Annotated in this window: 24 protein-coding genes; 14 read left to right on the forward strand and 10 right to left on the reverse strand. The window is 68.2% G+C overall.

Going from position 1 to position 26,716, the window contains the following annotated elements; all coding sequences use genetic code 11:
* Positions 1 to 3: 3 nt before the first annotated feature.
* The 5 genes from O9344_RS03450 to O9344_RS03470 form a co-directional block, all read right to left on the reverse strand.
* Positions 4 to 1,224, reverse strand: a complete 1,221-nt coding sequence (locus tag O9344_RS03450; RefSeq protein ID WP_298472761.1) for a class I SAM-dependent RNA methyltransferase — start codon at positions 1,222 to 1,224, stop codon at positions 4 to 6.
* A complete protein-coding gene (locus O9344_RS03455; RefSeq protein ID WP_298472763.1) occupies positions 1,221 to 1,958 on the reverse strand; it encodes a TlyA family RNA methyltransferase in 738 nt (245 codons plus the stop codon). The genes O9344_RS03450 and O9344_RS03455 overlap by 4 nt, the downstream gene beginning before the upstream one ends.
* Positions 1,955 to 3,883, reverse strand: coding sequence for a 1-deoxy-D-xylulose-5-phosphate synthase (dxs, locus tag O9344_RS03460; protein ID WP_298472766.1), 1,929 nt, complete (start codon positions 3,881 to 3,883; stop codon positions 1,955 to 1,957). The genes O9344_RS03455 and dxs overlap by 4 nt, the downstream gene beginning before the upstream one ends.
* Before the next feature lie 176 nt (positions 3,884 to 4,059).
* Positions 4,060 to 4,977, reverse strand: coding sequence for a pirin family protein (locus O9344_RS03465; RefSeq protein ID WP_298472811.1), 918 nt, complete (start codon positions 4,975 to 4,977; stop codon positions 4,060 to 4,062).
* Between the two features lie 256 nt (positions 4,978 to 5,233).
* A complete protein-coding gene (locus tag O9344_RS03470) occupies positions 5,234 to 6,022 on the reverse strand; it encodes an SDR family oxidoreductase (RefSeq protein ID WP_298472813.1) in 789 nt (262 codons plus the stop codon).
* Between the two features lie 196 nt (positions 6,023 to 6,218).
* Between O9344_RS03470 and O9344_RS03475 the strand changes: the two genes are divergently transcribed.
* Positions 6,219 to 7,196, forward strand: a complete 978-nt coding sequence (locus O9344_RS03475; protein WP_298472815.1) for a VOC family protein — start codon at positions 6,219 to 6,221, stop codon at positions 7,194 to 7,196.
* A 7-nt stretch (positions 7,197 to 7,203) separates the two neighbouring features.
* Here O9344_RS03475 and O9344_RS03480 read toward each other — a convergent pair whose 3' ends face one another.
* The gene (locus O9344_RS03480) at positions 7,204 to 8,022 is read right to left on the reverse strand and encodes a DUF1194 domain-containing protein (protein WP_298472817.1); all 819 of its coding nucleotides are present in this window, start codon (positions 8,020 to 8,022) and stop codon (positions 7,204 to 7,206) included.
* Between the two features lie 219 nt (positions 8,023 to 8,241).
* Between O9344_RS03480 and O9344_RS03485 the strand changes: the two genes are divergently transcribed.
* The 4 genes from O9344_RS03485 (at position 8,242) to O9344_RS03500 (ending at position 11,939) form a co-directional block, all read left to right on the forward strand.
* Positions 8,242 to 9,171: a histone deacetylase family protein gene (locus O9344_RS03485; protein ID WP_298472819.1), complete on the forward strand. Its 930-nt coding sequence runs from the start codon at positions 8,242 to 8,244 to the stop codon at positions 9,169 to 9,171.
* Positions 9,172 to 9,202: 31 nt separating this feature from the next.
* Positions 9,203 to 9,463: an exodeoxyribonuclease VII small subunit gene (locus O9344_RS03490; RefSeq protein ID WP_298472821.1), complete on the forward strand. Its 261-nt coding sequence runs from the start codon at positions 9,203 to 9,205 to the stop codon at positions 9,461 to 9,463.
* Positions 9,464 to 9,612: 149 nt separating this feature from the next.
* Entirely contained in the window at positions 9,613 to 9,906 is a 294-nt protein-coding gene (locus O9344_RS03495) for a hypothetical protein (protein WP_298472824.1), read from the forward strand.
* A 359-nt stretch (positions 9,907 to 10,265) separates the two neighbouring features.
* Entirely contained in the window at positions 10,266 to 11,939 is a 1,674-nt protein-coding gene (locus O9344_RS03500) for an MFS transporter (protein ID WP_298472827.1), read from the forward strand.
* Positions 11,940 to 12,042: 103 nt separating this feature from the next.
* Here O9344_RS03500 and O9344_RS03505 read toward each other — a convergent pair whose 3' ends face one another.
* A complete protein-coding gene (locus O9344_RS03505; protein WP_298472830.1) occupies positions 12,043 to 12,414 on the reverse strand; it encodes a DUF2147 domain-containing protein in 372 nt (123 codons plus the stop codon).
* 151 nt (positions 12,415 to 12,565) lie between these two features.
* Complete coding sequence (locus tag O9344_RS03510) at positions 12,566 to 14,254, reverse strand: HAMP domain-containing methyl-accepting chemotaxis protein (RefSeq protein ID WP_298472833.1); 1,689 nt, start codon at positions 14,252 to 14,254, stop codon at positions 12,566 to 12,568.
* Positions 14,255 to 14,607: 353 nt separating this feature from the next.
* On the opposite strand from O9344_RS03510, the gene miaB reads away from it, so the two are divergent.
* The 7 genes from miaB to metK all read left to right on the forward strand — a co-directional run bounded on the left by miaB (position 14,608) and on the right by metK (position 22,809).
* Positions 14,608 to 16,008, forward strand: coding sequence for a tRNA (N6-isopentenyl adenosine(37)-C2)-methylthiotransferase MiaB (miaB, locus tag O9344_RS03515; protein ID WP_298472836.1), 1,401 nt, complete (start codon positions 14,608 to 14,610; stop codon positions 16,006 to 16,008).
* A 78-nt stretch (positions 16,009 to 16,086) separates the two neighbouring features.
* Entirely contained in the window at positions 16,087 to 17,124 is a 1,038-nt protein-coding gene (locus O9344_RS03520) for a PhoH family protein (RefSeq protein ID WP_298473273.1), read from the forward strand.
* Positions 17,121 to 17,636, forward strand: a complete 516-nt coding sequence (ybeY, locus tag O9344_RS03525) for an rRNA maturation RNase YbeY (protein ID WP_298472839.1) — start codon at positions 17,121 to 17,123, stop codon at positions 17,634 to 17,636. The genes O9344_RS03520 and ybeY overlap by 4 nt, the downstream gene beginning before the upstream one ends.
* Complete coding sequence (locus O9344_RS03530; RefSeq protein WP_298472841.1) at positions 17,623 to 18,969, forward strand: hemolysin family protein; 1,347 nt, start codon at positions 17,623 to 17,625, stop codon at positions 18,967 to 18,969. Before ybeY ends, O9344_RS03530 begins: the two co-directional genes overlap by 14 nt.
* A gap of 81 nt (positions 18,970 to 19,050) precedes the next feature.
* Complete coding sequence (lnt, locus tag O9344_RS03535) at positions 19,051 to 20,664, forward strand: apolipoprotein N-acyltransferase (RefSeq protein ID WP_298472844.1); 1,614 nt, start codon at positions 19,051 to 19,053, stop codon at positions 20,662 to 20,664.
* Positions 20,665 to 20,866: 202 nt separating this feature from the next.
* On the forward strand, positions 20,867 to 21,286 hold the full coding sequence (locus O9344_RS03540) for a helix-turn-helix domain-containing protein (protein WP_108174787.1): 420 nt from the start codon (positions 20,867 to 20,869) through the stop codon (positions 21,284 to 21,286).
* Between the two features lie 257 nt (positions 21,287 to 21,543).
* On the forward strand, positions 21,544 to 22,809 hold the full coding sequence (metK, locus tag O9344_RS03545) for a methionine adenosyltransferase (protein ID WP_298472850.1): 1,266 nt from the start codon (positions 21,544 to 21,546) through the stop codon (positions 22,807 to 22,809).
* Positions 22,810 to 22,871: 62 nt separating this feature from the next.
* Here metK and O9344_RS03550 read toward each other — a convergent pair whose 3' ends face one another.
* Entirely contained in the window at positions 22,872 to 23,411 is a 540-nt protein-coding gene (locus O9344_RS03550; protein ID WP_298472852.1) for a hypothetical protein, read from the reverse strand.
* Between the two features lie 182 nt (positions 23,412 to 23,593).
* Between O9344_RS03550 and trmB the strand changes: the two genes are divergently transcribed.
* Together trmB and O9344_RS03560 are read left to right on the forward strand one after the other, a co-directional pair.
* A complete protein-coding gene (gene trmB, locus O9344_RS03555; RefSeq protein ID WP_298472854.1) occupies positions 23,594 to 24,307 on the forward strand; it encodes a tRNA (guanosine(46)-N7)-methyltransferase TrmB in 714 nt (237 codons plus the stop codon).
* Between the two features lie 83 nt (positions 24,308 to 24,390).
* The gene (locus tag O9344_RS03560) at positions 24,391 to 25,563 is read left to right on the forward strand and encodes a M20 aminoacylase family protein (RefSeq protein WP_298472857.1); all 1,173 of its coding nucleotides are present in this window, start codon (positions 24,391 to 24,393) and stop codon (positions 25,561 to 25,563) included.
* A 22-nt stretch (positions 25,564 to 25,585) separates the two neighbouring features.
* Here the strand turns inward: O9344_RS03560 and O9344_RS03565 are convergent, their stop codons facing one another.
* Positions 25,586 to 26,680, reverse strand: coding sequence for a 2'-deoxycytidine 5'-triphosphate deaminase (locus tag O9344_RS03565; protein WP_298472860.1), 1,095 nt, complete (start codon positions 26,678 to 26,680; stop codon positions 25,586 to 25,588).
* Positions 26,681 to 26,716: the final 36 nt, after the last annotated feature.

Below are 26,716 nucleotides of genomic sequence, written 5' to 3' on the forward strand. Positions count from 1 at the left end.
GCCTCACCGCTCGAAGGTCGCCACCAGTTCCACATGCGCCGACCAGCGGAACTGGTCGACCGGCGTGACAGCGCCGAGCTTCCAGCCGGCGGCGACGAGGATCGCCGCATCGCGCGCGAAGGTCGCGGCGTTGCAGGAGACCGCGACGATCCGGCCGATATCGGCCTTGGCGAGGAGCTTCGCCTGGGCCTCTGCCCCGGCGCGCGGCGGATCGAAAACGACCGCGTCGAGGCCCTTGAGTTCGGCGGCGAGCAGGGGACGGCGGAAGAGGTCGCGCGCCTCGGCCTGCACCGGCTTCAGGCCGCTCGCCTTGCGCAGCGCCTGGCCGAGCGCGGCAATGGCCGGCGCATCGGAATCGACGGCGCGCACCTTGGCCCGCCGGGCGAGCCTCAGGGCGAAGGGGCCGATGCCGCAGAAGAGATCGGCGACACTCTTCGCCTTGCCGACGCCCGCGAGCACGAGATCGGCGAGCGCCGCCTCGCCGGCATCCGTCGCCTGCAGGAAGGCGCCGGGCGGCAGCGCCACGGCGAGTCCGTCGATGGCGATGCTGGGCACCCCGCGCTGCATGACGAGGTCGCCATGATTGGTGAGGCGCACGAGCCCTGCCGCATTGGCGGCGGCGATGAGGCCGAGCCTGTCGCGCTCGCTCAGCTTGCCCGCGCCGCGCAGCTCCATGTCGAGCCCTTCGGCCGCAGCGGTCACCTGGATGTCGAGCGACTTGCCGAGCCCTTCCAGCGCCACCGCGATCCGCCGCGCGGCGGGCAGGGCGCCGGCGAGCGACGGCGCCAGCAGCGGACAGGCCTCGATGGGGACGATGGCGTGGCTGCGCGCGGCGGCGAAGCCGACGACGAGGCGGGTTCCGGCCCCGCGCCGGGCATGGAAGGTCACCCGCCGCCTGCCCGATCCGCGGGCGTCCACCGTCGGCGCGATCTCCGGCGTCAGGCCGTGCTGGGCGAGGGTGGCGGCGAGGATGTCGCGCTTCCAGGCGAGATAGGGCGCATCCGCCCAGTGCTGCAGCGCGCAGCCGCCACAGGTGCCGAAATGCGGGCAGGGCGGCGTCACCCGGTCGGGACTGGGGCTGACGATGCGGACGGGCGGTGCGCGGTCCTCGCTGCCCTCCACTTCCACCACCTCGCCCGGCAGGGTGAAGGGCACGTAGCGGCCCTCGGCGACGCCGTCGCCGCGATGGCCGACATGGGAGATGGTGAGGCGGGTGGTCGTCACGGCCGCACTCCATGGATCAGCACTTCGCGGTTGCCGTCGCCGCCGGCGATGGGGCTGTCGATCTGGCCGGTGATGCGCCAGCCGAGCCGCTCCGCCACGCCGCGCACCCGCAGGATGGCCGCCTCCCGCGCCGCCTCGTCGGTGACGATGCCGTTCTTGCCGACATGGGCACGGCCGACCTCGAATTGCGGCTTCACCAGCGCAACCAGCTCTGCGGCCGGCGCGAGCAGGGCGGTGACGGCGGGGAGGACCAGCGCCAGCGAAATGAAGCTGACGTCGATGACTGCGAGATCGGGGAGGGCCGGCATGTCGGCCGGCGTCAGGCGGCGGATGTCGGTGCCCTCCATCAGGGTGATGCGCGGATCGTGCCTGAGGCTCGCATGGAACTGGTCGCGGCCGGTGTCGATGGCGATGATCCCCGCCGCGCCACCGGTCAGCAGCACATGGCTGAAGCCGCCGGTGGAGGAGCCGACATCGAGGCAGGTGCGGCCCTTCGGCGCCACGCCGAACGCGGCCAGTGCCGCCGCGAGCTTGACGCCGCCGCGCGACACCCAGGGATGCGGCTGTTCCGCGGTGATGGCGGCCCCATCTGCGATGGGCTCTGACGCCTTGCGCAGAACGCGCCCGTCGACGCTCACAAGGCCTGCGGCGATCGCCTCCTGGGCGCGGGCGCGGCTGTCGAAATGGCCGCGTTCCACAAGAACCAGATCGGCGCGCGCCCGTATGCCACTCAAGCCCTGAGGACCCCGCCGGCCACCGGCACGGCGCCGCGGCCGAGCGCCTCGAACACCTTGGCGACGATGCCCTTCGCATCGAGCCCGGCCGTCGCATACATCGCCTCGGGCTTGTCGTGGTCGAGATAGACGTCGGGCAGCACCATGGAGCGGACGCGGCAGGCCCCGTCGAGGAGGCCGGCGTCGGAGAGTGCGTGCAGCACGAAGGAGCCGAAGCCGCCGATGGAGCCTTCCTCCACGGTGATCAGCACCTCATGCTCGCGGGCGAGCCGGGTGACGAGGTCCATGTCGAGGGGCTTGGCGAAGCGGGCATCGGCCACGGTCGTCGACAGGCCGAGCGCGCCGAGATCCTCGGCTGCGCGCAGACATTCGGCAAGGCGGGTGCCGAGCGACAGGAGGGCGATGCGCGTGCCCTCGCGCAGGATGCGGCCCTTGCCGATGGCGAGTGGAACGCCCTCGGCCGGCAGGTCGATGCCGACGCCTTCGCCGCGCGGGTAGCGGAAAGCGATCGGACCCTCGTCGAAGGCGGCGGCGGTCGCGACCATGTGCACGAGCTCGGCCTCGTCGGCAGCCGCCATGATGGTCATGCCCGGCAGGCAGCCGAGATAGGCGACGTCGAAGGAGCCGGCATGGGTCGCGCCATCGGCGCCGACGAGACCGGCGCGGTCGATGGGGAAGCGCACGGGCAGGCCCTGGAGGGCCACGTCATGCACCACCTGGTCATAGGCGCGCTGCAGGAAGGTCGAGTAGATGGCGCAGAATGGCTTGTAGCCTTCCGTGGCAAGGCCCGCCGCGAAGGTCACGGCATGCTGCTCGGCGATGCCGACATCGAAGGTGCGGGCGGGGTAGACCTTCTCGAACAGGTCGATGCCGGTCCCCGACGGCATGGCTGCGGTGATGGCGACGACCTTGTCGTCCTTGGCGGCCTCCTTGATCAGGCTCTCGCCGAAGACCTTGGTGTAGCTCGGCGCATTGGCCTTGGCCTTGGCCTGCGTGCCCGTCACCACGTCGAACTTCACGACGCCATGGTACTTGTCGGCGCTCGCCTCGGCCGGGGCGTAGCCCTTGCCCTTCTGCGTCACGACATGGACGAGGATGGGGCCAAAATCGGCGTCGCGGACGTTCTTCAGGACGGGGAGCAGGTGGTCGAGATTGTGCCCGTCGATGGGCCCGACATAGTAGAAGCCTAGTTCCTCGAACAGCGTGCCGCCGGTGACGAAGCCGCGGGCGTGCTCCACCGCGCGGGTCACCGTACGGTCGATGGTCTTGCCGAGGCGGCTCGTCAGCTGCTTTCCGATGTCGCGCAGCTTCAGATAGGTCTTCCCCGAGGCGAGACGCGCCAGATAGGCCGACATGGCTCCGACCGGCGGGGCGATCGACATGTCGTTGTCGTTGAGGATGACGATCAGCCGCTCGTGGCGGGCACCGGCATTGTTCATCGCCTCATAGGCCATACCGGCCGACATGGCGCCGTCGCCGATGACCGCGATCACGTTGTTCTTGGCGCCTGCGAGGTCGCGCGCCACGGCCATGCCGAGCCCGGCCGAGATCGAGGTCGATGAATGGGCCGCGCCGAAGGGGTCGTATTCGCTCTCCGAGCGCTTGGTGAAGCCGGAGAGGCCGCCGCCCTGGCGCAGCGTACGGATGCGGTCGCGCCGGCCGGTGAGGATCTTGTGCGGATAGGCCTGGTGGCCGACATCCCAGATGATGCGGTCAGCGGGCGTGTCGAAGACATAGTGCAACGCCGTCGTCAGCTCGATCACGCCAAGGCCGGCGCCGAGATGGCCGCCGGTCACCGAGACGGCGGAGATGGTCTCGGCGCGCAATTCGTTCGCCACCTGTTTGAGCTGGCCTTCCGGCAGCTTCCTCAGGTCGGCAGGGATGCGGATCGTGTCGAGAAGCGGCGTGTCGGGGCGGTCTGTCACTCGTCTCACCAGGCCAAGGACGTCAGGGGCGGTCTTCAGGACTTCCTACGCAGGGTAGGCCGTGCCGGACCCGCCGGGCGCCACGCCTGAGCGTGCTCACGCTGGCCGGAGGGGTTACACCACGCCGCCGCCCGGCGCAATGCGACGGGGGCGTGACGGCCCTGCGGGCTTGCGGTTCATTCCGGAAGCGGAATGAACTCCTCCTCGTCGCCGGGAACCGTGTCGAAGCGCTTCTGCTTCCAGTCCTCCTTGGCCTGTTCCAGGCGCTCCTTGGAGGAGGACACGAAGTTCCACCAGATGAGGCGCGGCCCGTCCATGGTCGCGCCGCCGCACAGGATCAGCCGCGCCGGCCGCGTCGCCGAGAGGGTGATGCGGTCGCCGGGGCGCAGCACCAGCAGCTGTCCGGGCTGGAACAGGTCGCCCTGCACGTCGATCTCGCCGGAGACGACATAGAGGCAGCGCTCCTCGGTGTCGGCATCGACGGGCAGTTTCGCGCCGGCCTCCAGCACGATGTCGCCGTAGATGGTCTCCCAGTTCTGGGTGACCGGCGAGGTCTTGCCGTAGAGCGTGCCCATGACGACGCGGATGGTCTTGCCCTCACCGGTGATGACCGGGAGGTCGCGCTCCTCCACATGCTCGAAGCCCGGAGCGGTCTCCTCGTGGGTCTTCGGCAGCGCGACCCAGCTCTGGATGCCGTGCAGCTTGTGGCCGGAGGCTTTGAGCGCCGGATCGGTGCGCTCGGAATGGACGATGCCGCGGCCGGCGGTCATCAGGTTCACCTCGCCCGGCCGCACCGGCACATAGGTGCCGAGCGAGTCGCGGTGCTGGATCTCGCCCTCGAAGAGATAGGTGACAGTGGACAGGCCGATATGGGGGTGCGGCCGCACGTCGATACCGCCGCCATCCTTGAACTCGGCCGGTCCCATCTCGTCGAAGAAGATGAAGGGGCCGACCATCCGCCGCTTGGCGAAGGGCAGGGCGCGGCGGACGGTGAAGCCGCCGAGATCGTGGGTGCGCGGCACGATGACCATGTCGATCGCGTCGCAGGCGAGCTTGTCGCCCGGGGTCGGGTCAGGCGTCGGGGCGAAGGACATCGCGGGGCTCCTTGGCGTAGGGCGTCGATGTCGGAAAGGCTAGCGGAGGCGGGGCGTCGGGGCGACCGGCAATCCGGCGCGACGGGATTGCGGGGACGCAAGGAGGTGTGAGGGAGGAGGCCGGAGAAACGGCACACGTGCCCGGATGATTTGCCCGTCATGTCGGGCACGTCCCACCTCTCCCCGCTGGGGAGAGGTGAAGGTCTTGTCGTGGCACCGTCAGGGCCGTCCGCTTGAGACGGCCTCGCTCCCACCCTCAGACGTTCTTCGTCGCGCCGCCGTCGACGCGGATCTTCGAGCCGGTGATGTAGCCGGCCTGCTCCGAGCAGAGGAACGCGGCGGTCGCGCCGAATTCCGCCGCCGTGCCGAGCCGACCGGCCGGAATCGTCGCGATCGAGGCGGCCTGGATGTCGTCCATCGACTTGCCGGAGCGCTTGGCATTGGCCTCGTCGAGCTCGCGGATGCGGTCGGTGGCGATGCGGCCCGGCAGGATCATGTTGACGGTGACATTGTCCTTGGCGACCTCGGTCGACAGGGTCTTCGACCAGCCGACAATGGTCGAGCGCAGGGCGTTCGACAGGGCGAGGTTCGGGATCGGGTTCTCGACGCCGGAGGAGGCGACCGTGATGATGCGGCCCCATTTGCGGGCGCGCATGCCCGGCAGGACCTTGGCGGTGATCTGGAAGACCGGCTCCACCATGGTCTTGAAGTACTTGGCCCATTCGTCGCCGGCCACCTCGACGGCGGGCTTGGCGGGCGGGCCGCCGGTGTTGTTCACCAGGATATCGATGCGCCCCAGCGTCTTCTCGGCGAGCGCCACGATCTCCTCCACGGCACCATCGGCGCCGAGATCGGCGGCCATGCCATAGGCCTTGCCCTTGCCGCGCGCGGTGATCGCCTCGGCATTGGCCTTGATGCGGTCGGCGGTGCGGCCGACCAGCATGACGGTGACGCCTTCGGCGGCGAGCGCTTCGGCAATGCCGAGGCCGAGACCGCGGCTCGAGGCCAGAACGAGGGCTTTCTTGTCGGACAGGCCGAAATCCATGTCATCCTCCAAAGGGAAACGGCGCGCAGATGAGCCCGAAGTGCCGGGGGATGCAAGAGGACGGCACGCGGGACAGGTCGGCGGATGAGGGGCCGGCCCCTGTCGTGGCTCTCCCGAATGTGATGGTGCAGTGCAAGGACGTGAACACCCAGACAACAACGGCCATGGCATCAGACGGCCAACAGGGGGGCCTGCCATGACCAATGCCATCACACGCCGTCGCATTATCGAACTCACCGGGGCGGGAAGCCTTGTGGCCGCCACCGCTGCCGCGCTCCGCGCCGAGGGTGCTCCGCCCGCCGGCACGGCGCCGGTCCTTGCCGCCCATGCGACGCCGCTGCGCATTGGCGCGGTGAGCCTGGTGGTGCGCGACCTCGAGCGTGTCGCCGCCTTCTACCGCGATGCCATCGGGCTCGCGGTGCTGGAGCGCAGGGCCGACGGCGCGACGCTCGGCGTCGACGGCACGGCTCTCCTGCACCTCGTCCATCGTCCCGCCGCCCCCTTCGAGGCGCGGGGGTCAGCCGGCCTCTATCACACGGCCTTCCTCATGCCGACGCGCAAGGACCTCGCCCGCTGGCTGGTCCATGTGGCCTCGAACCGCGTGCGGCTCACCGGCTTCGCCGACCATCACGTCAGCGAGGCGGTCTATCTCGACGATCCCGAGGGCAATGGCATCGAGGTCTATGCGGACCGCCCGCCGGAGCGCTGGCGCTGGGACGGCGCCGCCGTCACCATGACCACCGAGCATCTCGACATCGACGACCTCGTCTCGCTCACTAATGTCCGCGTCCCCGATTATGCCGCAGCGCCATCAGGCCTGCGCATCGGTCATGTCCATTTGAAGGTCGGCGACACTGACCGCGCCGCTGCCTTCTATGGCGGGCTCGTCGGCCTCGACATGACCCGCCAGCGGCCGGGCGCGGCTTTCATGTCGGCAGGGCGCTACCATCACCATCTCGGCCTGAACATCTGGCAGAGCCGCGGCGCCGGCCTCCGCGATCGGGAGGCCACCGGCCTCGGCTGGTTCTCGCTGGAGGCGGCGAGTGCCGACCTGGTGGAGGCGCGGCGCGACAAGCTCACCGCAGGCGGTGCAAACCTCGTTTCGGTGCCGGGCGGGATCGAGACCGCCGATCCCTGGGGCACCAACGTCCGGATCGTGCCGCGCCCGGCCTGATCGCCGGTCAGTTGCGCTCCCAGCGCTCCCGCCATAGCCGCTCGCCGGCGAGGCAATCGGCTTTCTGGTTCTGGGTCGGGACGATGCCGGGCATGTCGGGCAGCGGCCAGACCGGGGTGATGCCGGCGACCTCGAGGATCAGCTTGCGCCGCGTCGCGGTGACGAATTCCTCGGGCGTGGTGATCGGGATCATGAACGAGCCGGGCCCGCCGACCACGCAATCCTGATAATAGGTGTCGAGGTTGGGGATATCGACGAAGCGCTGGTTGGCGCGCGGCATGAGGATCGGCAATCCGTTGATCACGATCCCCTTCCCAAGAGCGTCATCGCGCGCGATCTCCACATGGTGCCCGCTGTTGTTGGAGCCGTCCCCGGAGACGTCGATGACCCGCCGCATGGCGCGGATGCCGGATTTCTCGATCAGCGCGACGCTCGCCTCGATGCCGCCGGAGATCGAGGTGCGAAACGCCCGCCGGTACGGCTTGCTCTCCAGCTCGGCGGCAAAGGCGCGGGCGGTCTCCGGCCCGTCGATGATGCGCCAGTCGATGACGACCTGCCGCTCCTGGTGGCCTGCCCATTCCAGATAGGCCACGGCGATCTTGCCGATCAGTCCTTTGCGGATGGCGTCGATCACCTCCTGCGAGGTGATGGCCTTGATGTAGCCCTCACGCTGGAGCCGCTGCTCCTCCGGGTCCATCGAATAGGAAATATCGACCGCCAGAACGATCTGGACGTCGACTTCCGTCACCGCCGCGCGGTTTTGCGCGACGGCGGGACCGGCCACCGCACCGAGCAGCGACACGACAAGGATCAATGCACGGATCATGAAAAACCCCGAGCAATGGGCCGAACGTCATCAGCCTGACACAAGGTGACCCAGGGGGAAACGCATGATCCACAACGGTTCGCGCCGCGACGCGGCGCCTCCCATCACGATTGCGTGGGCGCAATTGGTTGCACGGGCCGCGCCGTGGTTCCATCATCGCCCATGGAGCGGCTCCGAGGCGGGCCGGCTTCCCGCCAGTGCATCGAGGGGCCGGCCGCTGTGACCACACTCGTCATCTCCCACGCCAAGTGCCTCGAGCACCAGACGCCCTTCGGCCATCCCGAGCGTGCAGACCGCCTGCGGATGATCACCCACGTGCTGGAGCATGAACGCTTCGCGGATCTCGCCCGCGACGAGGCCCCCGAGGCCCCGGTCGAGGCCATCATCCGCGTTCATCCGCCGGAATTCGTCGACAAGCTGCGGAACGCCACCCCCTTTGTCGGGCTCGTCCATGTCGACGGCGACACGACGCTGTCGCCCGGCTCCTTCGAGGCCGCCCTGCGCTCGGCCGGCGGTGGCATTTTCGCGGTGGACGAGGTGATGACATCCAAGGTCAGCAACGCCTTCGTCGCGACGCGCCCGCCCGGCCACCATGCCGAGATGGCCACCGCCATGGGCTTCTGCCTGTTCAACAATGCCGCGATCGCCGCACGCCACGCCCAGGCCAAGTACGGCGCCGAGCGGGTGGCGATCATGGATTTCGACGTCCACCACGGCAACGGCACCCAGGACGTCTTCTGGTCCGACGCCTCCGTCATGTACCTGTCGACCCACGAGATGCCACTTTATCCCGGCACCGGTGCCCTCAACGAGACCGGCGCCCACAACCAGATCGTCAATGCGCCGCTGCGTGCCGGAGATGGTGGTGACGAATTCCGCGAGGCGATGGACACGGTGATCCTGCCGCGGATGCGCGCCTTCCGGCCGGACCTCGTCATCATCTCCGCCGGCTTTGACGCCCACGAGCGCGACCCGCTCGCCAACATCAACCTCAACGAGGCGGATTTCGCCTGGGCCACCAAGCGGATGATGGAGGTGGCCGACGAATCCTGCGGCGGCCGTGTCGTCTCGCTGCTGGAGGGCGGCTATGACCTCGAAGGCCTCGGCCGTTCCGTCAGCGCCCATGTCATGGCATTGATGCGCGGCTGACCGACCGATTCCCTCATCCGAGAGTTCCGCCATGAGCGACACCAGCGCCGCAACCCATGCCGACGTCGCCGGCCTCTCCTTCGAGAAGGCGCTGGGTGAGCTTGAGGCCATCGTGACGCGGCTCGAGCGTGGTGATGTCGCGCTCGAGGAGTCCATCGCCATCTACGAGCGCGGTGAGGCGCTGAAGAAGCGCTGCGAGGCCCTGCTGCGCGACGCCGAGGCGCGGGTGCAGAAGATCACGCTCGCCGCCGATGGCTCGCCCTCCGGCACCACGCCGCTCGATCCAGGCTGAGACGTCCGACATTAACGTTACGTCAGATATTCCCGTCCCGCGCTGTGACGCGGGCTTAACCCCTTGGTAAGAACGGACCGTCGGTGGTCCCACCGATGGCCATACGGGCGCGCCCCGGAAGCCTGTTCCGCGTATCGAGGGGAAGTTCCATGCGTATCACCCTGAAGGGCGCCGCTGTTGCGCTCGCCCTGTCGCTCTCCGCCGTCGTCGCCGCTGCCCCGGCCGCCCAGGCCAAGCCGAAGGTCATCGTCGTCGGCACCAGCGCCGCCGCCAAGTGGTCCGCCATCGGCATCATCGGCGTCGCCAGCGTCTTCGTCGGCTATGACATCATGCGCCGCTTCGGCTGCACCGGCGACTTCCTGCGTCTCGGTGGCCCTGGCTTCGACGGCCCGGTCGGCAACAACGCCATCATGCCGCCGCGCCGCTGCACCCCGCCGCGCTGAACGACGACTCATTTTCACTCTCCGACGCCCGGCCGCCCCGCGGTCGGGCGTTGTCGTGTCTGGGCGACCGTCGTCCAGCCCGCTCCGGTCGCCGGCTAAGATCGCGCCTATCGCCACACCTGCGGCTTTCGGACGCAGGCCCCGGACATCAGGTCGCGGCGCAAGGGGCGGAACGATTCCAATGTCTTCCCGCAACGCACCATGGCGTCGCCTCGGCTTTCCCTACCAAAGTCTACACGGGCCCGGGTTGTGGGGGATACTGCTTAGGGTAGCTGTCTCCCCGCAGGGCCTAACGCCCGCCTAGTGGGGAAATTGCGATGACAACAGCGACACCGACGGTGGATGAACGAACGCGTCCGATGACGCGGGAAGAGAAGAAGGTGATCCTGGCCTCCTCGGCCGGCACCATCTTCGAATGGTACGACTTCTATCTCTACGGCTCCCTGGCCGCCATCATCGGCGCCCAGTTCTTCTCCGCCTTCCCGGAAGCCACCCGCAACGTCTTCGCGCTGCTGGCCTTCGCCGCCGGCTTCCTCGTGCGCCCCTTCGGTGCGCTGTTCTTCGGCCGCCTCGGCGACATGGTGGGCCGCAAGTACACCTTCCTCATGACCATCCTGATCATGGGCATCTCGACCTTCGTGGTCGGCCTCCTGCCGAGCTACGAGACGATCGGCTGGATCGCCCCGGTCATCCTCATCATCCTGCGCATGCTCCAGGGCCTCGCCCTCGGTGGTGAGTATGGTGGTGCCGTCGTCTATGTCGCCGAGCACGCGCCCAATCATCGCCGCGGCTTCTACACCTCGTGGATCCAGACCACGGCGACCCTCGGCCTGCTGCTGTCGCTGATGGTCATCCTTGCCGTCCGCTCCTGGACCGGCGAGGCCGCCTTCGCCGCCTGGGGCTGGCGCATTCCCTTCCTGCTGTCGATCTTCCTGCTCGGCATCTCGCTCTACATCCGTCTGCAGATGGAGGAGAGCCCGGCCTTCTCGAAGATGAAGGCGGAAGGCACCGGCTCGAAGGCGCCGCTCTCCGAGGCTTTCGGCCAGTGGAAGAACGCCAAGTTCGCGGTCATCGCCCTGCTCGGCCTCGTCGCCGGCCAGGCGGTCGTCTGGTACACCGGCCAGTTCTATGCGCTGTTCTTCCTGCAGTCGATCCTTCGCGTCGACATGTACACGGCGAACGTGCTCATTGCCTGGTCGCTGCTCCTCGGCACCGGTGGCTTCATCATCTTCGGTTCGCTGTCGGACAGGATCGGCCGCAAGCCGATCATCCTCGCCGGCTGCGTGCTCGCTGCGGTGACCTATTTCCCGGTCTTCAAGTTCATCACGGCGACGGCGAACCCCGCCCTCCATGCCGCGCATGAGCGGACCAAGGTCACGGTCATCGCCGACAAGGAGCAGTGCTCGTTCCAGTTCAATCCGACCGGTACGGCGCGCTTCACCTCGTCCTGCGACATCGCCAAGTCGCTGCTCGCCCGCTCCTCGGTGAACTACTCCGTCGAGGAGGCCCCGAAGGGCGCGATCACCAAGATCCGCGTCGGCACGACCGAGGTTTCGGCCTACGACATGTCGAAGCTGACGGGTGACCAGGTTCGCACGGTGCCGGCCGAGTTCACCCGCGCGGTGAATGCGGCCCTTGCCGCTGGTGGCTACCCGCCGCCCGGCGCGCCGAATCCGACCACGGTGAAGATGAATCACTTCTTCGACCTGTTCAATGCGCAGGTCTTCCCGCTGGTCCTCGTGCTGACCTACCTCGTGGTGCTCGTCACCATGGTGTACGGCCCGATCGCCGCGGCGCTGGTCGAGCTCTTCCCGACCCGCATCCGCTACACTGGCATGTCGCTGCCCTACCATATCGGCAACGGCTGGTTCGGCGGCCTGATGCCCGCCACGTCCTTCGCGATGATCGCGCAGACCGGCGACATCTATTACGGCCTCTGGTACCCGATCGTCATCGCCATGATGACCGTCGTGATCGGCGCGATCTTCGTGCCCGAGAACAAGGACAAGGACATCTTCGCCGACGCGCGGTGATGATCCACCCGCCGCGCCCCGGCGCGGCGGGTTCGTTCAAAGAAAGACGCCCGGTTGCGCAAGCAGCCGGGCGTTTCCGTTCAGTGATGACGGATTGCGGCTCTCAGCGGGCCGCCGTCCAGGTCACCTCGCGGCAGAGCAGCCGACCAAGGATGCAGCCCTTGGTGCTCATCTGCTGGCCGTTCGAGGTGATGATGATGTTGTAGCTGCGCTGCCGCTTCGGGTCGAAGGCCGTGCCGGCGAGGCGCCCGCCGGTCTCCGGCGCGAGCGTCATGATGAGGCGGTCGCCCACCTCCTCGCCGTTGCTGGGGTCGCCGATCCAGACATTGGTGGCGCAGACCTTGTCGCCGCAGGGGGCGATGCGGACGCGCGCATTGCCGTCGCCGCGCATCCAGGTGCCGTCGATCGTGTTGGCGCCGGCCGCGGACGCCGCGAGGATCAGGCCGGACGCCGCGAAAAGGGACAGATACCGCATGGAACATCTCCGCCGATGGTCATGTCAGGCTGACTACGGCGGAGGTCGCGATCTGGTTCCCACCGCGCTGCAAAAAAGTCGGCAAACAGCGCGTCAGGTCAAGCCGTGAAGTGGGGGGTGGGACGACGTGACGCCGTCCCGCCCCGTGTCGTCACGCGGCGCGGACCGTGGCGAGGAAGCGGTCCACCTGCGACTTGAGGCGGTCGCCCTGCTGCGACAGTTCCTGCGCAGCCGAGAGAACCTGCGTGGAGGCAGAGCCGGTCTCGACGGCACCCTGGTTCACCTCGACGATGGAGGAGGCGACCTCCACCGTTCCCTTTGCCGCCTGCTGGACGTTGCGCGCGATTTCCTGCGTCGCGGCGCCCTGCTGCTCCACCGCCGCGGCGATGGCGGCGGCGACGTCGGACACCTCGAAGATGGTCGTGCCGATCGCCTGGATCGAGGCAGCGGCCTCGCGGGTCGCAGCCTGCATGGCCGTGATCTGCGCACCGATGGCCTCGGTGGCCTTGGCGGTCTGGCCGGCGAGCTGCTTCACCTCGGAGGCGACCACCGCGAAGCCCTTGCCGGCCTCGCCGGCGCGGGCGGCCTCGATCGTCGCGTTGAGGGCGAGAAGATTGGTTTGCTCGGCAACGGCGGTGATGAGCTTCACCACGTCACCGATCCGGCCGGCGGCTTCAAGGAGTTCCGTCACCTTGGCATCCGTCGCCTTGACGTCGACCACCGCGGCGCGCGCCTTGAGGGTCGAGTGCTGAACCTGGCGGGCGATCTCGTGGACGGACGAGGTCATCTCGTCGGTGGCGGCAGCGACAGCCTGGACATTGCTGGAGGCCTGTTCGGAGGCGGCGGCCACCATGCCCGACTTGTGCTGGGTCTGATCCGCCGTGGCCGTGAGCGTACCGGCAGCGGCCTCGAGTTCCGTGGAGGCGGAGTTCACGGTGGCGACGACCTCGCTGACCGAGGCCTCGAAATCGGAGACGGCCGCCGCGACCACATTGGCGCGGCGCTCCTTGGCGGCGCGCTCGGCCTCCTGCTCGGCAGCGAGGCGGCGGCTCTCGAGGAGGTTGGCCTTGAAGGTCTCCAGGGCCCCCGCGAGCTTGCCGATCTCGTCGGCCTGGCCGAGCGCAGGCACGGCGACGGTGGCGTCGCCATCGGCGACCTTGAGCATCGCCGCCGTCATGGCGTTGAGCGGACGGGTGATGAAGCCGATCAGGATGATGCCGGCGAGGGCAAGGCTGGCGACGATGCCGACGCCAAGAACAATCCCGATGCTCCAGGTGGCCTGGGCCATGGCTACATCGGAGGCGGCGACTGCGTCCTGCTGGCGCTTCATCGCCCGGTCCTCGAGGCTGCGCATCACCTGCCGGATCGAGGCGATGATCCCAGCCGTTTCGAAGGCGATCTTGCCGGCCTCGTCATAGGCTCCATCACGCGACAGCTTTTGGATCTGCCGGGCCTTCTCTTCGTGCTGGGCCAGCAGCTGGCGCATGCGGGCGACGTCGTCGCGCCCGGCCTGCTGGCGTGCGTCGGCCTCAAGCTGGTCCAGTCGGCGGCGAAAGCGGGCAGCTTCATCGACCATCGCCTTCTCGAAAGCCTCGCGCTCGGCGACCGGCATCTCGATGGGCAGGAACTCGACGGCCCGGGCATAGGACAGCAGGTTCGCGGTGCCGCGACCGGACTGTTCGACACGCGTGCTGGAGGCCTCGACCTCCTTCCGGGCATCGTTGATGGCGCCGAAGCCCCAGAAGGCGGTGGCCGCCACGATGAGCAATGTCGCGAGCAGGAGCCCCATTGCGATGAGGACCTTCGGGGCGATGGGAATGTTGCGGAGCAGGCGGTTCATGGGTGCGGTGCGTCCATATGACCTTTGGTAAGGCCGCATGAAAGCATCGCGGGAATTAACAAAATGCATCGGCGAAAAAAGAAACTCGCGCCTATCCGATAAAAAATGTGCCTGAAATGCCAAATGTTTCGCCCCATCGTAGCTGTGGGCATTTGGCTGCACGTCAGGCGCGCAGGCCCTGCGGCAGTTGTACCGCAAAGCGATACACGCGGCGTTAGTTCTTTGTTTCCATTATCGTAAGGGCAAGTGCCGTCCGTGACGATTGAAACAAGTCCGATAGCGCAGCCGCTCCGTGTGGTCGGCGCCGTTCCGGCCCCCTTAACGCTCCCCGCGGAAGCCGCTATATGCAAGGTATGAGCCAGTCTCCGCCCAAATCCGCGCCGAAGGCCGTCTACGTTAAGTCCTATGGCTGCCAGATGAACGTCTATGACAGCCAGCGCATGGCCGATGTCATGGGCGCGGAAGGCTATCGTGAGGTGGCGACCCCGGAGGAAGCGGACCTCATCCTGCTCAACACCTGCCACATCCGCGAGCGGGCAGCCGAGAAGGTCTATTCCGAGCTCGGGCGCATGCGTGTCCTCAAGGAGGAGGCGAAGGCCGCAGGGCGCGACGTTCTCGTCGGCGTTGCCGGTTGCGTCGCGCAGGCCGAGGGCGAGGAGATCGTCCGCCGCGCCCGCGTGGTCGACCTCGTGGTCGGCCCGCAGAGCTATCACCGCCTGCCGGACCTCGTGGCGCGCGCCGCGCAGAAACCGGGCGTGGTCGACACCGAGTTCCCGGCCGAGGACAAGTTCACCAAGCTGCCGACGGCGACAGCCGCCTCGACCCGGTCGCGCGGCCTCACCGCCTTCGTCACGGTGCAGGAGGGCTGCGACAAGTTCTGCACCTTCTGCGTGGTGCCCTATACCCGCGGCGCCGAGGTCTCGCGGCCTGTCGCCCAGGTCCTCGCCGAGGTGGAGAAACTCGCCGCAGCCGGCGTGCGGGAGATCACCCTGCTCGGCCAGAACGTCAACGCCTATCACGGCGTCGGTCCCGAGGGCAAGGAGTGGACGCTTGCGCGTCTGCTGTACCGTCTCGCCGAGGTGCCCGGCATTGCCCGCCTGCGCTACACGACGAGCCATCCGCGCGAGCTCGGCGAGGATCTCATCGCCGCCCACCGCGATCTTGCGGCGCTGATGCCCTATCTCCACCTGCCGGTGCAGTCGGGCTCCGACGCGGTGCTGAAGCGCATGAACCGCAAACATGGGCGCGATGAGTATTTCCGCCTCGTTGATCGCATTCGCGAGGCCCAGCCGGACATCGCGCTCACCTCCGATTTCATCGTCGGCTTCCCCGGCGAGACCGATGCCGATTTCGCCGACACGCTGGACCTCGTCCGCCGCGTCGGCTTCGCCTCGGCCTATACCTTCGCCTATTCGGCCCGCCCCGGCACGCCCGGCGCCGAGATGGACGGCCACCTGCCGGAACCGCTCAAGACCTCGCGGCTTCATGAATTGCAGGCGCTGGTCGCCGGGCAGCAGCGGGATTTCCAGGAAAGCCTGGTCGGCCGAACCGTGGATGTCCTGTTCGAGAAGCCGGGGCGCAAGCCCGGCCAGGTCGTCGGCCGCTCACCCCATCTCCTGCCGGTCCAGGTCATCGGACCGTCGTCTCTGGTCGGCAGCATCGTCCCTGTGCGAATCACGGCGACGAAGACAAACTCGCTGGATGGCGTTCTCGTCGGGGACGACCATATGATGTCAGTGCATGCGGCAGAGTGAACGGAACCACGTGAACGAAGGACGGCGCGGTTGAAAAATCCCAGCGGGGGCGGCTTCGGGCCGAATAGCGGGCGCAACATTCCCTGGCTTGCTACCGATGACGATGCGGCCGAGGCCGAGATCACCCTCTCCTTCGATGACAACCGCCTCGCCAGCCGATTGTTCGGCCAGTACGACCAGAACCTCGCCTTCATCGAAAAGCGCCTTGGCATCCGGGCCACCGCCCGCGGCAACCTCGTCAACCTCGTCGGCTCCGCCGATCCTTGCGAGCAGGGCAAGGTGGTGCTCGAAAATCTCTATGCGCGGCTGAAGAGCGGCCACGACGTCAATCTCGGCGACGTCGACGGCGCCATCCGCATGACGACGTCGCAGGGCTCCCTGTTCGAGGCCGACGGCGCGCCGCGCCTCGGCCACGAGGAGATCGTCACGCGCAAGCGCACGGTGCGCGCCCGCACCCCGGCGCAGGATGCCTATATCCGCGCGCTGAAGCGCCACGAACTGGTGTTCGGCATCGGCCCGGCCGGCACCGGCAAGACCTGGCTTGCGGTGGCGCAGGCCGTTGCGCTGCTCGACAAGGGCATGGTCGATCGCCTCATCCTCACCCGCCCGGCGGTCGAGGCCGGCGAGCGCCTCGGCTTCCTGCCCGGCGACATGAAGGAGAAGGTCGATCCCTATCTCCGGCCCATTTATGACGCGCTCTACGATCTGATGGATGCGCCGCGGGTCGAGCGCGGCATGCAGTCCGGCATGATCGAGATCGCGCCGCTGGCCTTCATGCGCGGCCGCACCCTCACCAATGCCGTCGTCATCCTCGACGAGGCGCAGAACACCACCTCCATGCAGATGAAGATGTTCCTCACCCGTCTGGGCGAGAACTCCCGCATGATCATCACCGGCGACCCGACGCAGGTCGACCTGCCGTCGGGCATGAAGTCCGGCCTGTCCGAGGCCCTCGATCTGCTCGATGGCGTCGAGGGCATCGCCCAGAGCTATTTCAGCGAGGACGACGTGGTCCGTCACGAGCTCGTCGGCCGGATCGTGCGCGCCTACGAGGCGGCGACCCGGTCGGGCGACCATTCAGCGCCCCACCAGCCGCGCCGCATGCGCGAATCATGACCCTCGGGCAGGCAGACGCCGCGCCGATCGAGACGGACATCGCGGTTCTCTCCGACCTCTGGGACAGGCTCCCCGAGGCCGAGGCGGTGGCGCGTCGCGCGGTCGCCGCCGTGGCCGCGCGCGCCGACATCCGGCTGCCGCCCGACGCCGAACTGTCGCTGGCGCTCGCCGACGACGCGATGGTGCGAAATCTCAACCGCGACTATCGCGCCAAGGACAAGCCGACCAACGTCCTGTCCTTCCCCGCACCCCACGGCGCGCTGCTCGGCGATGTCATCATTGCGTGGGAAACCCTGCTCCGCGAGGCCGAGGAGGAGGGCATCACGCCCGCCGATCATCTCGCGCACTTGACGATCCATGGCCTCTTGCATCTTTTGGGCTATGATCACGAGACCGAAGCCGAGGCCGTGGCGATGGAAGCGCTGGAGACAGCCATCCTCGCCTCTCTCGGCATCAAGGATCCCCACGCGGCCGGGCGCATGACGCCCGATGGAACCGATGCCCGACCCTAGCGACAGTCGATACCGAACCACCGCGGCAGAGGCCGCCACGACCCCCATATCGCCGACCGAGGCGACGCCGGAAGGCCCAAGAGCCGAACGCGGGCCCGACCGTCACGAGCGCTGGATCGACCGGCTGCTCGGACGGCTCCGGTTGCGCTCGTCCACCTCCGCCCGCCAGAACCTCGAGGACGTGCTCGAGGACAATGCCCCCGCCGCCGCCGGCTTTACGCCGGAGGAGCGGTCCATGCTCCGCAACATCCTCGATCTGCGCGAAAGCCGGGTGAACGACCTCGCCCAGCCGCGCGCCGACATCATGGCGGTGCAGAAGGACATCTCGCTGGCCGCCCTCATGCAGGCCTTCGAGGATGCCGGCCACACCCGCCTCATCGTCTTCGACGACACGCTCGACGATCCCGTGGGCATGGTCCACATCAAGGATCTGGTGAAGCATCTTTTCGCCGAGGCGAAAAAGGCGACCCGCAAGCGTCGTCCCCGGGCGAAGGTCGCCGAGGCGCCCGACGCTTCCGCCAGCAAGCCTGACGCCGCCAAGGTTGACGCCCCGAAGGTCAATGGCGGCCTCGACCTCGGCGCGGTCGACTTGTCGGTGCCGCTGGCCGCGACCCGCCTCATCCGCCCGATCCTCTTCGTCCCCCCCTCCATGCCGGCCATCGACCTCCTGGCGCGGATGCAGGCGACGCGCATCCAGCTCGCCCTTGTCATCGACGAATATGGCGGCACCGACGGCCTCATCGCGATGGAGGACATCGTCGAGAGCATCGTCGGCGACATCGAGGACGAGCACGACGTCGACGACGGCAAGACCGTCGCCCAGACCGCCGATGGCGCCTATGTCGCCGATGCCCGGGCACGCCTCGAGGAGGTGCGTGAGGTGGTGGGCCCCGATTTCGACCCCGGTGCCGAGGTGAGCGAGGAGGTCGACACGCTCGGCGGCTATCTCACTGTCCTTGCCGGCCACGTGCCGGTTCGCGGCGAGTTGCTCGCAGGCCCCGCCGAGCTCGAATTCGAGATCATCGACGCCGATCCGCGCCGCGTGAAGCGGGTGAAGATCACCCGCGGCCGTGGCCTCATCAGCCGGCCGGCGCCGGTGCGCGGCCGTCGCCGCGACGAGGAGGATCAGGCCGCCGCGGCGGCTCTCGCCTCCGATCCGGCGCCCGCAGCCGGCCCCGCCGCCGCCATGGCGGCACGGTCCGCGGCAGCGCCCACGGATATGCCGGCTGCGGCCGGCGGTCCGCCGGACGCGCCGCAAGCCTTACCGTCGCCGGCTACCCAGTCCCAGCGCCCCGCGCCCGCCAAACCACCCGGCTCCGAGGCCGGCGCTTGACCGGCGGGCGGGCCTGCCCGACACGGGGGCCATGACGACAGCGCTCCGCGATTCGGCCGGCCCGGCGCCGGGCCTTGCCCGGTGACGGCCGCCGCCCTCGCGCGGGCCGTGATCCTCGTCTGGGGATGGCGGCGCACCGCCCTGGCCTTCGGCGCGGGCGCTCTCGCCGCCTTCGCCATGCCGCCCTTCGGCGCCTTTCCCGTTCTCGCCATCAGCCTGCCGGTCCTCGTCTGGCTGGTGGATGGGGCGGCTGCCGCCGGCGGTGGCTGGCGCACGCTGTTTGCCGCGGCACGCACCGGCTGGTGGTTCGGCTTCGGCTACCACCTCGCGGGATTGTGGTGGATTGGCGCTGCCTTCCTCGTCGAGGCAGACCGCTTCGCCTGGCTGCTGCCTGTGGCGGTGACGTTGCTGCCGGCCGGCCTCGCGCTCTTCACCGCCATCGGTACGCTCGTCGCCCGGCTCCTGTGGCGGCCGGGAGCCCGCCGCATCCTGGCGCTCGCCTTCGGCCTCACCATCGCCGAACTGCTGCGCGGCACGGTGCTCACCGGCTTTCCCTGGAACCTCTACGGCTATGCACTGACCCAATATCCCTGGCTCGCTCAAGGGGCGGCCTATGTCGGGGTCTACGGCCTCACCCTGCTGACCGTCATCCTCTTCGCCAGCCCGGCGGTCCTTGGCGACGAGGACCTGTCACCGACCCGCCGCTTCGCTGTCCCGGCTGGCGCCGTGCTCTCGCTCATGTGCCTGGCGCTGGTCGGCGGCTGGCGCCTGTCGGGCGCCGAGACCGGCACGGTTCCGGGCGTCAAGCTGCGCATCGTCCAGCCCGACATTCCCCAGGACCAGCGCTTCCGTCCGGAGGCGCGCGACGAGATCCTCGCGCGCTACGCCCAGCTCTCCGACAAGCCGACCTCACCGGAGCGCTCAGGCATCCGCGATGTCACCCATGTCATCTGGCCGGAATCGGCCTTCCCCTTCTTCCTCATCTGGGACCGCGAGGCGCTGGCCAGGATCGCCGACCTCGTGCCTCCCGGCGTCACCCTCATCACCGGCGCCGCCCGCCCCGAGGAGCCGTTGCCCGGTCGCCGTGAGCCGCGGGTCTTCAACTCCGCCTATGTGATCGATCACGAGGGCACGATCAGCCAGACCTATGACAAGGTGCACCTCGTGCCCTTCGGCGAGTACCTGCCGTTCCAGGACCAGCTGGAGGCCATGGGGCTCGAAGCGCTGACCCGGCAGCGTGGCGGCTTCTCCGCAGGCGACCGCCGCCGCACCCTACCCATTCCCGCCGCGCCGCCGGCGGGCATCCTGATCTGCTACGAGGTGGTCTTCCCCGGTGCGGTCACCGCGGCCGACCGCCGGCCGCAATGGCTCATCAACGTCACCAACGACGCCTGGTTCGGGATGACGCCCGGCCCCTACCAGCACCTGCACCAGACGGCTGTTCGCGCGCTGGAGGAGGGACTGCCCATGGTGCGCGCCGCCAATAACGGCGTCTCCGCGGTCATCGATCCTTATGGCCGGATCCTCCGTTCGCTGCCGCTCGGCGCTCGTGACGTGCTTGATTCGGACCTGCCCCGCGCCCTGCCTCCCACCGTGTTTTCCCGCGCTGGTCACGTGCCTCTGGCGGTTGTACTTGGCGGTATTCTGATGATCCTGCTCCGTAAGGGAAGGCAGCGCATCATACAATCCACATGACGGGTATCGGGTTGTGGTAATTTACTTGTAACGATCTGGACAATTGGCCATAAGCAAAAAACCCTGATGCGGATCCCCGTGGTTGGTGCGGCCAATCATGAGTGCTAAGGTTGTACAACCGCATGCGTGATCGTGGGCGGTGAGCCTGGGGAGGCTGCTGGGTGGGTCAACTGAGGACGTGCCGAGGCACGGAGAAGCGCTGATGGTTGTCAAGAAAACCCCGAATCCCATCGACAAACACGTCGGCAGCCGCGTCCGAATGCGTCGTATGATGCTCGGCATGAGCCAGGAAAAGCTCGGTGAGCGCCTCGGTCTGACCTTCCAGCAGGTCCAGAAATACGAAAAGGGCACCAACCGCATCGGCGCCAGCCGGTTGCAACAGATCGGTGCCATCCTCTCGGTTCCCGTGTCCTTCTTCTTCGAGGGTGCTCCCTCCGGCGAGCCGGCTCCCGAGGGCGGTTTCTCCGACGTCAGCGCTGCCTCCTACGTCGCCGATTTCCTCTCGACCAGCGAAGGCCTCGCCCTCAACCGCGCCTTCATCCGGATCAAGAACCCCAAGATCCGCCGCAAGATCGTCGATCTGGTCTCCTCCATCGCCGGCGACGACGACGAGCCCGCCTGATCCCCCTCAAATCCTGCGCCAGATCGCCTCGCCGCGTTCTTTTTTGCGAACGAACCGGTCTTTTTGCCAGTTTCGGACTTGACCGAAGAACGCGCTATTGCCAGAACCTCGGCCGCTTGGGCGTCGGGAAAGCGCGCGTCCCCGGCGGCCGCGCGCCCTGACGGTGCGCGGATGTTCAAATCCGGTTCATGGAGCCGTCGTTAGCGACGATCCGCGTCCCGCGATCCCCGTGGGCTTCTGTTTCTGGAGGACGGTTCGTGTCCCGCAGTTCCTATCTCTTCACGTCGGAATCGGTGTCCGAGGGACATCCGGACAAGGTCTGTGACCGCATCTCCGACGAGATCGTCGACCTGGTCTTCAAGGAGGCCGCCAAGGCCGGCGTTCCCGCCGCCTCCGTGCGCATCGCCGCCGAGACCCTCGCCACCACCAACCGCGTCGTCATCGCCGGCGAGGTTCGCGTGCCTGACTCGCTCCTGAAGAAGGGCAAGGACGGCAAGGTGCTGAAGGACGCCCACGGCAATCCGCTTGTGAACCCGTCGAAGTTCAAGTCCGTTGCGCGCAAGGCCATCAAGGCCATCGGCTACGAGCAGGACGGCTTCCACTGGAAGAAGGCCAAGATCGACGTGCTGCTGCATTCGCAGTCCGCCGACATCGCCCAGGGCGTCGACGAGGCCGGCAACAAGGACGTCGGTGCCGGCGACCAGGGCATCATGTTCGGCTATGCCTGCCGTGAGACCCCCGAGCTCATGCCGGCGCCGATCTACTACGCCCACAAGATCCTCGAGAACCTGACCAAGTACCGCAAGGCCGGTGAGCGCAATTGCGGCAAGCTCGGCCCGGACGCCAAGAGCCAGGTCACCATCCGCTACGAGAACGGCAAGCCGGCCGCGGTCACCCAGATCGTGCTGTCGACCCAGCATCTCGACGCCAAGCTGACCTCGAAGGACGTGCAGAAGATCGTCGAGCCGGTGATCCGCGAGACCCTCGAGGGCATCGAGATCGCCAAGGACTGCAAGTGGTGGATCAACCCCACCGGCAAGTTCGTCATCGGCGGCCCGGACGGTGACGCCGGCCTGACCGGCCGCAAGATCATCGTCGACACCTACGGCGGCGCTGCCCCGCATGGCGGCGGTGCCTTCTCCGGCAAGGATCCGACCAAGGTCGACCGCTCGGCCGCCTATGCCGCGCGCTACCTCGCCAAGAACGTGGTCGCCGCCAAGCTCGCCGACCGCTGCACCATCCAGCTGTCCTACGCCATCGGCGTTGCCAAGCCGCTGTCGATCTATGTCGACCTGCACGGCACGGCGAAGCCCGGCGTCGATGAGGCCAAGGTGGAGAAGGCGCTGGCCGAGGTCATGGACCTCTCGCCGCGCGGCATCCGCGAGCATCTCAGCCTCAACAAGGCCATCTACGCCAAGACCTCCGCCTACGGCCATTTCGGCCGCAAGGCCGGCCGCGACGGCAGCTTCTCCTGGGAGAAGACCGACCTCGTCGCCAAGCTGAAGGAAGCCGTCGCCGGCTGAGGCGACGCGCTCCTGACGGAATAGGGAAGGGGGCCTCGGGCCCCCTTTCTGCTTTCCGGGCCTTAGTCGGGTGAGGCTCCGTCCAGCACCGCACAGGTGCGCCGCGGCGCCGCCGCGAGCTCGAGCGTGCTGTCGGCGGGACCGAAGGGCAGCACCACCACCCGCGAGACCGCTTCGCCGAGGGGCGTGACCTTGAGGCTGGAGCCTATCGACAGGCGGGCGCTGCGCGTGCCTTCGCCGAGCGTGACGGTGGTGTCGCCGGCCTCTTCCGCGCTTCCCGGCGTCAGGAAGCCCATGCAGCCAGCGCCGTTCGGCAGCGGATCAACGCAGGTTGCGCGGTAGCCGAAGATGCCCGGACGATCGGTCCGGGTCAGCACCACCATGATCTCCGCCACAGCGGGATCGCCGGGCTTCAGCGGGGCGGCCCGCACGACTTCGAGCGTCAGCGATCGCACCGTCTGGTCCGGGCGCGCGCGCAGCTCGGTGGCGGTAAACTGGCGGGAAAAGCAGGCGCCACCGCCGTCGCGAACGAGGTCGGTCAGCGGGTCGGCCCGGGCCGGCAGGGCCAGGACCAGAAGGGCGAGAGCGATGGCGCGGGTCACGATGGAGCCCCTTGCGGGTGAATGTTGACGCCATCATCCAGGACCTGCGTTGCGGCTCCATGCTGCGGCGCAACATGAATCGCTGCAAACGCTTCCACCTTCGTGTCCGCCGGGGCTTGCCAAGGGACCGACTTGCACCGATGAAGTGCGCCCGCATCGCGGGGCGATGAGCCGAGACCTTGATGACCGACGAGACCATGACCGACGACAAGCGCCTCGCGGGGCAAGGCTCCTTCTTCGGCCGGCGCAAGGGCAAGGCGCTGCGCCCGCACCAGGCCGACCTGTTCGAAACGCTCCTGCCGCGCCTGCGGGTCGATCCCTCGCGCCCCTGCGACCTCGCTGGACTCTTTCCCCGCCCGCTCGACGGCTATGTGCTGGAGATCGGCTTCGGCGGCGGCGAGCACCTGGTGCGCGAGGCGACGGCCCATCCCCATCTCGGTTTCGTCGGCGTCGAACCCTTCATCAACGGCATGGCCAAGATGCTGGCCGAGATCGAGCGGCAGGCGATCGACAATGTCCGCCTGCACACCGAGGATGCCGGCGTCCTCCTGCCCTGGTTCCCGAACACCAGCCTCGACCTCGTCTACCTGCTCTATCCCGATCCCTGGCCAAAGACGCGCCACCACAAGCGCCGTTTCGTCTCCGACGAGACGGTCGCCCAGTTCGCCCGCATCCTGAAGCCGGGGGCGGAGTTCCGCTTCGCCAGCGACATCGACCACTATTCCGCCTGGACGCTGGAGCGGCTGCTGCGCTCGCCCCACTTCACCTTCTCGGCCAGAAGCGCGAGCGACTGGACGACGCCCTGGCCGAACTGGCAGTCCACCCGCTACGAGGCCAAGGCGCTGCGCGAGGGCCGCAAGCCCTGCTACCTGACCTTCCGCCGCAACGATCCTTGAGGCGCAGCGCAGGCCTGCACCGCGGGGCTTGCGGCGCCGTGAGGGCAGGCTAGCCTTTCGGCTTCGGATCCCGGAGCCGCCCCATGCCCGTCATCGACCGCATCGCCGCCTATCACGACGAGATGACCGCCTGGCGGCGCGACTTCCACGCCCATCCCGAAATCGGCTTCGAGGAGGTGCGCACCTCCGGCATCGTCGCCGAGAAGCTGGAATCCTGGGGCATCGAGGTCCACCGCGGCTTCGGCAAGACCGGCATCATGGGCGTGATCCATGGCCGGCCCGGCAACCGCAAGATCGGGCTGCGCGCCGACATGGACGCCCTGCCCATGCCGGAGCTGAACGACATCCCCCACAAGAGCACCTATGAGAACCGCATGCATGCCTGCGGCCATGACGGCCACACGACCATGCTGCTGGGCGCGGCGCGCTACCTCGCCGAGACCCGCAACTTCTCCGGGACGGTGCATCTCATCTTCCAGCCGGCGGAGGAGGGGCTCACCGGCGCTGCCGAGATGCTGCGCGACGGGCTCTTCGAGAAATTCCCCTGCGACCAGGTCTACGGCATCCACAACGCCCCGCAGCTGCCGCTGGGCACCGCGGCGATCAGGCCCGGCACGGTGCTGGCGGCGGTCGACTATTTCGACATCACCCTGAAGGGCCGTTCGTCCCACGCCGCCGAGCCGCACCGCGGCATCGACCCCTTGCCCTGCGCGGTGCAGATCTATACGGCGCTGCAGAGCCTCGTCAGCCGCCGCATGGACCCGCATGACACGGTCGTCCTCTCCATCGGCAAGTTCATCGCCGGCACCTCTCAGATCGTCATCCCCGAGACGGTGACGATGTCCGGCACGATCCGCACCCTCAAGCCCGCCACCCGCAAGGCCATGGACGAGCTCTTCCACCAGACGCTGGAGGGGCTCTGCGCCGCCCATGGCATCGAACTGACGCTCGACTACCGCCGCTCCTACCCGCCGACCATCAACACCGCCGAGGAGGCCTCGGCCTTCGAACAGGCGGCGCGTGATGTGGTCGGTGACGACCTCATCAAGGTTGACCTGCCCTCGCTCACCGCCGGCGAGGACTTCGCCTACTACCTGGAAAAGGCCCCGGGCGCCTTCATGCTGCTGGGTCAGTCCTCCCCCGAGCATGGCTCGGTGCCGGTCCACAACGGCCGCTACGACTTCAACGATGCGCTGCTTCCCATCGGCGCGAGCTGCTTCGCGCGGCTGGTGGAGCAGCAGCTGTCGGGGGTGTGAGGGGCCTTGGGACGCGCCGCCCTTACCGGAAGTGCTTGGACAGCTTCAGGCCCTGCGCCTGGTAGTTCGAGCCGACCTGCCCGTAGAGGCTCCGCGGCCGCTCGGTCATCCGCTCATAGACGAGCCGCGCCACGATCTGCCCGTGTTCGAGGATGAAGGGCACCTCGCGCGAACGCACCTCCAGCACCGCGCGCGCGCCCTTGCCGCCCGCCGCCACATGGCCGAAGCCCGGATCGAAGAAGCCGGCATAGTGGGCGCGGAACTCGCCCACCAGCGGGTCGAAGGGCAGCATCTCCGCCGCATAGTCCGGCGGCACCACCACCGCCTCCTTTGAGGCGAGGATGTAGAACTCGTCGGGGTCGAGGATCATCTCGCCCTTGCCGCGCTCCTGGATCGGCTCCCAGAAATCCAGCACGTCGTGTGCCGCCTTCTTGTCCACGTCGATGACGCTGGAATGGCGCTTGGCGCGGTAGCCGAGGAGCCCGCCCCAGGCTTCGCCCATGAGGTCGATGGACACCGCGATGCCGACCGGGCCGACCATCGGCGTGCCGGTGTCGACGAGGCGCTCGGTCTCCTGCAACCCGTTGATCTCATCCAGCGTCAGCTCCGCCCGGCCGCGCCGGAAGCGGATCTGCGACAGGCGGGAGCCGGTGCGGACCAGGACGGGGAAGGTCTGCGGCGAGATTTCGAGAAAGAGCGGCCCCTCGTAGTCGGCCGGGATCGTGTCGAAGGCCTGGGCCCGGTCGAGGATGACGCGGGTGAAGACGTCGAGCCGGCCGGTCGAGCTCTTCGGATTGGCGGTGGCGGAAATGCCACCCCGCAGCGCCAGGCCCTCCATCAGCTCGACAAGATAGACGCAGCCCGTCTCCAGGACCGCGCCGCGGGTGAGGTCGATCTCGTGCAGCGCCAGGGACTGCAGCCGGTCCACCACGGTGGTGGACGGCCCGGGCAGGAAGCTGGCGCGGATGCGGAAAGCGCGGGTGCCGAGGCGCAGGTCGAGCGAGGCCGGCTGCACCTGGTCGGCGTCGAGCCCGCGGGCAATGCGGATCTGGCCGCGCGCCACCAGGTCCTCGATGGCCTGCGCCGGCAGGATGCCTTGAATGGTTTCGTCCACCATCGTCCCAACTCCGACGAACAAACCGTTCGTCAAAAC

The organism is Phreatobacter sp., from assembly GCF_027532945.1.
Classification (GTDB): Bacteria; Pseudomonadota; Alphaproteobacteria; order Rhizobiales; family Phreatobacteraceae; genus Phreatobacter.

Excerpts from the sequence above, each read along its gene's own strand:
- O9344_RS03465 (WP_298472811.1), bottom strand. The coding sequence starts at position 4,977 with ATGTCCTTCGCCCCGACGCCTGACCCGACCCCGGGCGACAAGCTCGCC.
- O9344_RS03470 (WP_298472813.1), bottom strand. The coding sequence starts at position 6,022 with ATGGATTTCGGCCTGTCCGACAAGAAAGCCCTCGTTCTGGCCTCGAGC.
- O9344_RS03475 (WP_298472815.1), top strand. The coding sequence starts at position 6,219 with ATGACCAATGCCATCACACGCCGTCGCATTATCGAACTCACCGGGGCG.
- O9344_RS03480 (WP_298472817.1), bottom strand. The coding sequence starts at position 8,022 with ATGATCCGTGCATTGATCCTTGTCGTGTCGCTGCTCGGTGCGGTGGCC.
- O9344_RS03490 (WP_298472821.1), top strand. The coding sequence starts at position 9,203 with ATGAGCGACACCAGCGCCGCAACCCATGCCGACGTCGCCGGCCTCTCC.
- O9344_RS03495 (WP_298472824.1), top strand. The coding sequence starts at position 9,613 with ATGCGTATCACCCTGAAGGGCGCCGCTGTTGCGCTCGCCCTGTCGCTC.
- O9344_RS03500 (WP_298472827.1), top strand. The coding sequence starts at position 10,266 with ATGACGCGGGAAGAGAAGAAGGTGATCCTGGCCTCCTCGGCCGGCACC.
- O9344_RS03505 (WP_298472830.1), bottom strand. The coding sequence starts at position 12,414 with ATGCGGTATCTGTCCCTTTTCGCGGCGTCCGGCCTGATCCTCGCGGCG.
- O9344_RS03510 (WP_298472833.1), bottom strand. The coding sequence starts at position 14,254 with ATGAACCGCCTGCTCCGCAACATTCCCATCGCCCCGAAGGTCCTCATC.
- miaB (WP_298472836.1), top strand. The coding sequence starts at position 14,608 with ATGAGCCAGTCTCCGCCCAAATCCGCGCCGAAGGCCGTCTACGTTAAG.
- ybeY (WP_298472839.1), top strand. The coding sequence starts at position 17,121 with ATGACCCTCGGGCAGGCAGACGCCGCGCCGATCGAGACGGACATCGCG.
- O9344_RS03530 (WP_298472841.1), top strand. The coding sequence starts at position 17,623 with ATGCCCGACCCTAGCGACAGTCGATACCGAACCACCGCGGCAGAGGCC.
- O9344_RS03540 (WP_108174787.1), top strand. The coding sequence starts at position 20,867 with ATGGTTGTCAAGAAAACCCCGAATCCCATCGACAAACACGTCGGCAGC.
- trmB (WP_298472854.1), top strand. The coding sequence starts at position 23,594 with ATGACCGACGAGACCATGACCGACGACAAGCGCCTCGCGGGGCAAGGC.
- O9344_RS03560 (WP_298472857.1), top strand. The coding sequence starts at position 24,391 with ATGCCCGTCATCGACCGCATCGCCGCCTATCACGACGAGATGACCGCC.
- O9344_RS03565 (WP_298472860.1), bottom strand. The coding sequence starts at position 26,680 with ATGGTGGACGAAACCATTCAAGGCATCCTGCCGGCGCAGGCCATCGAG.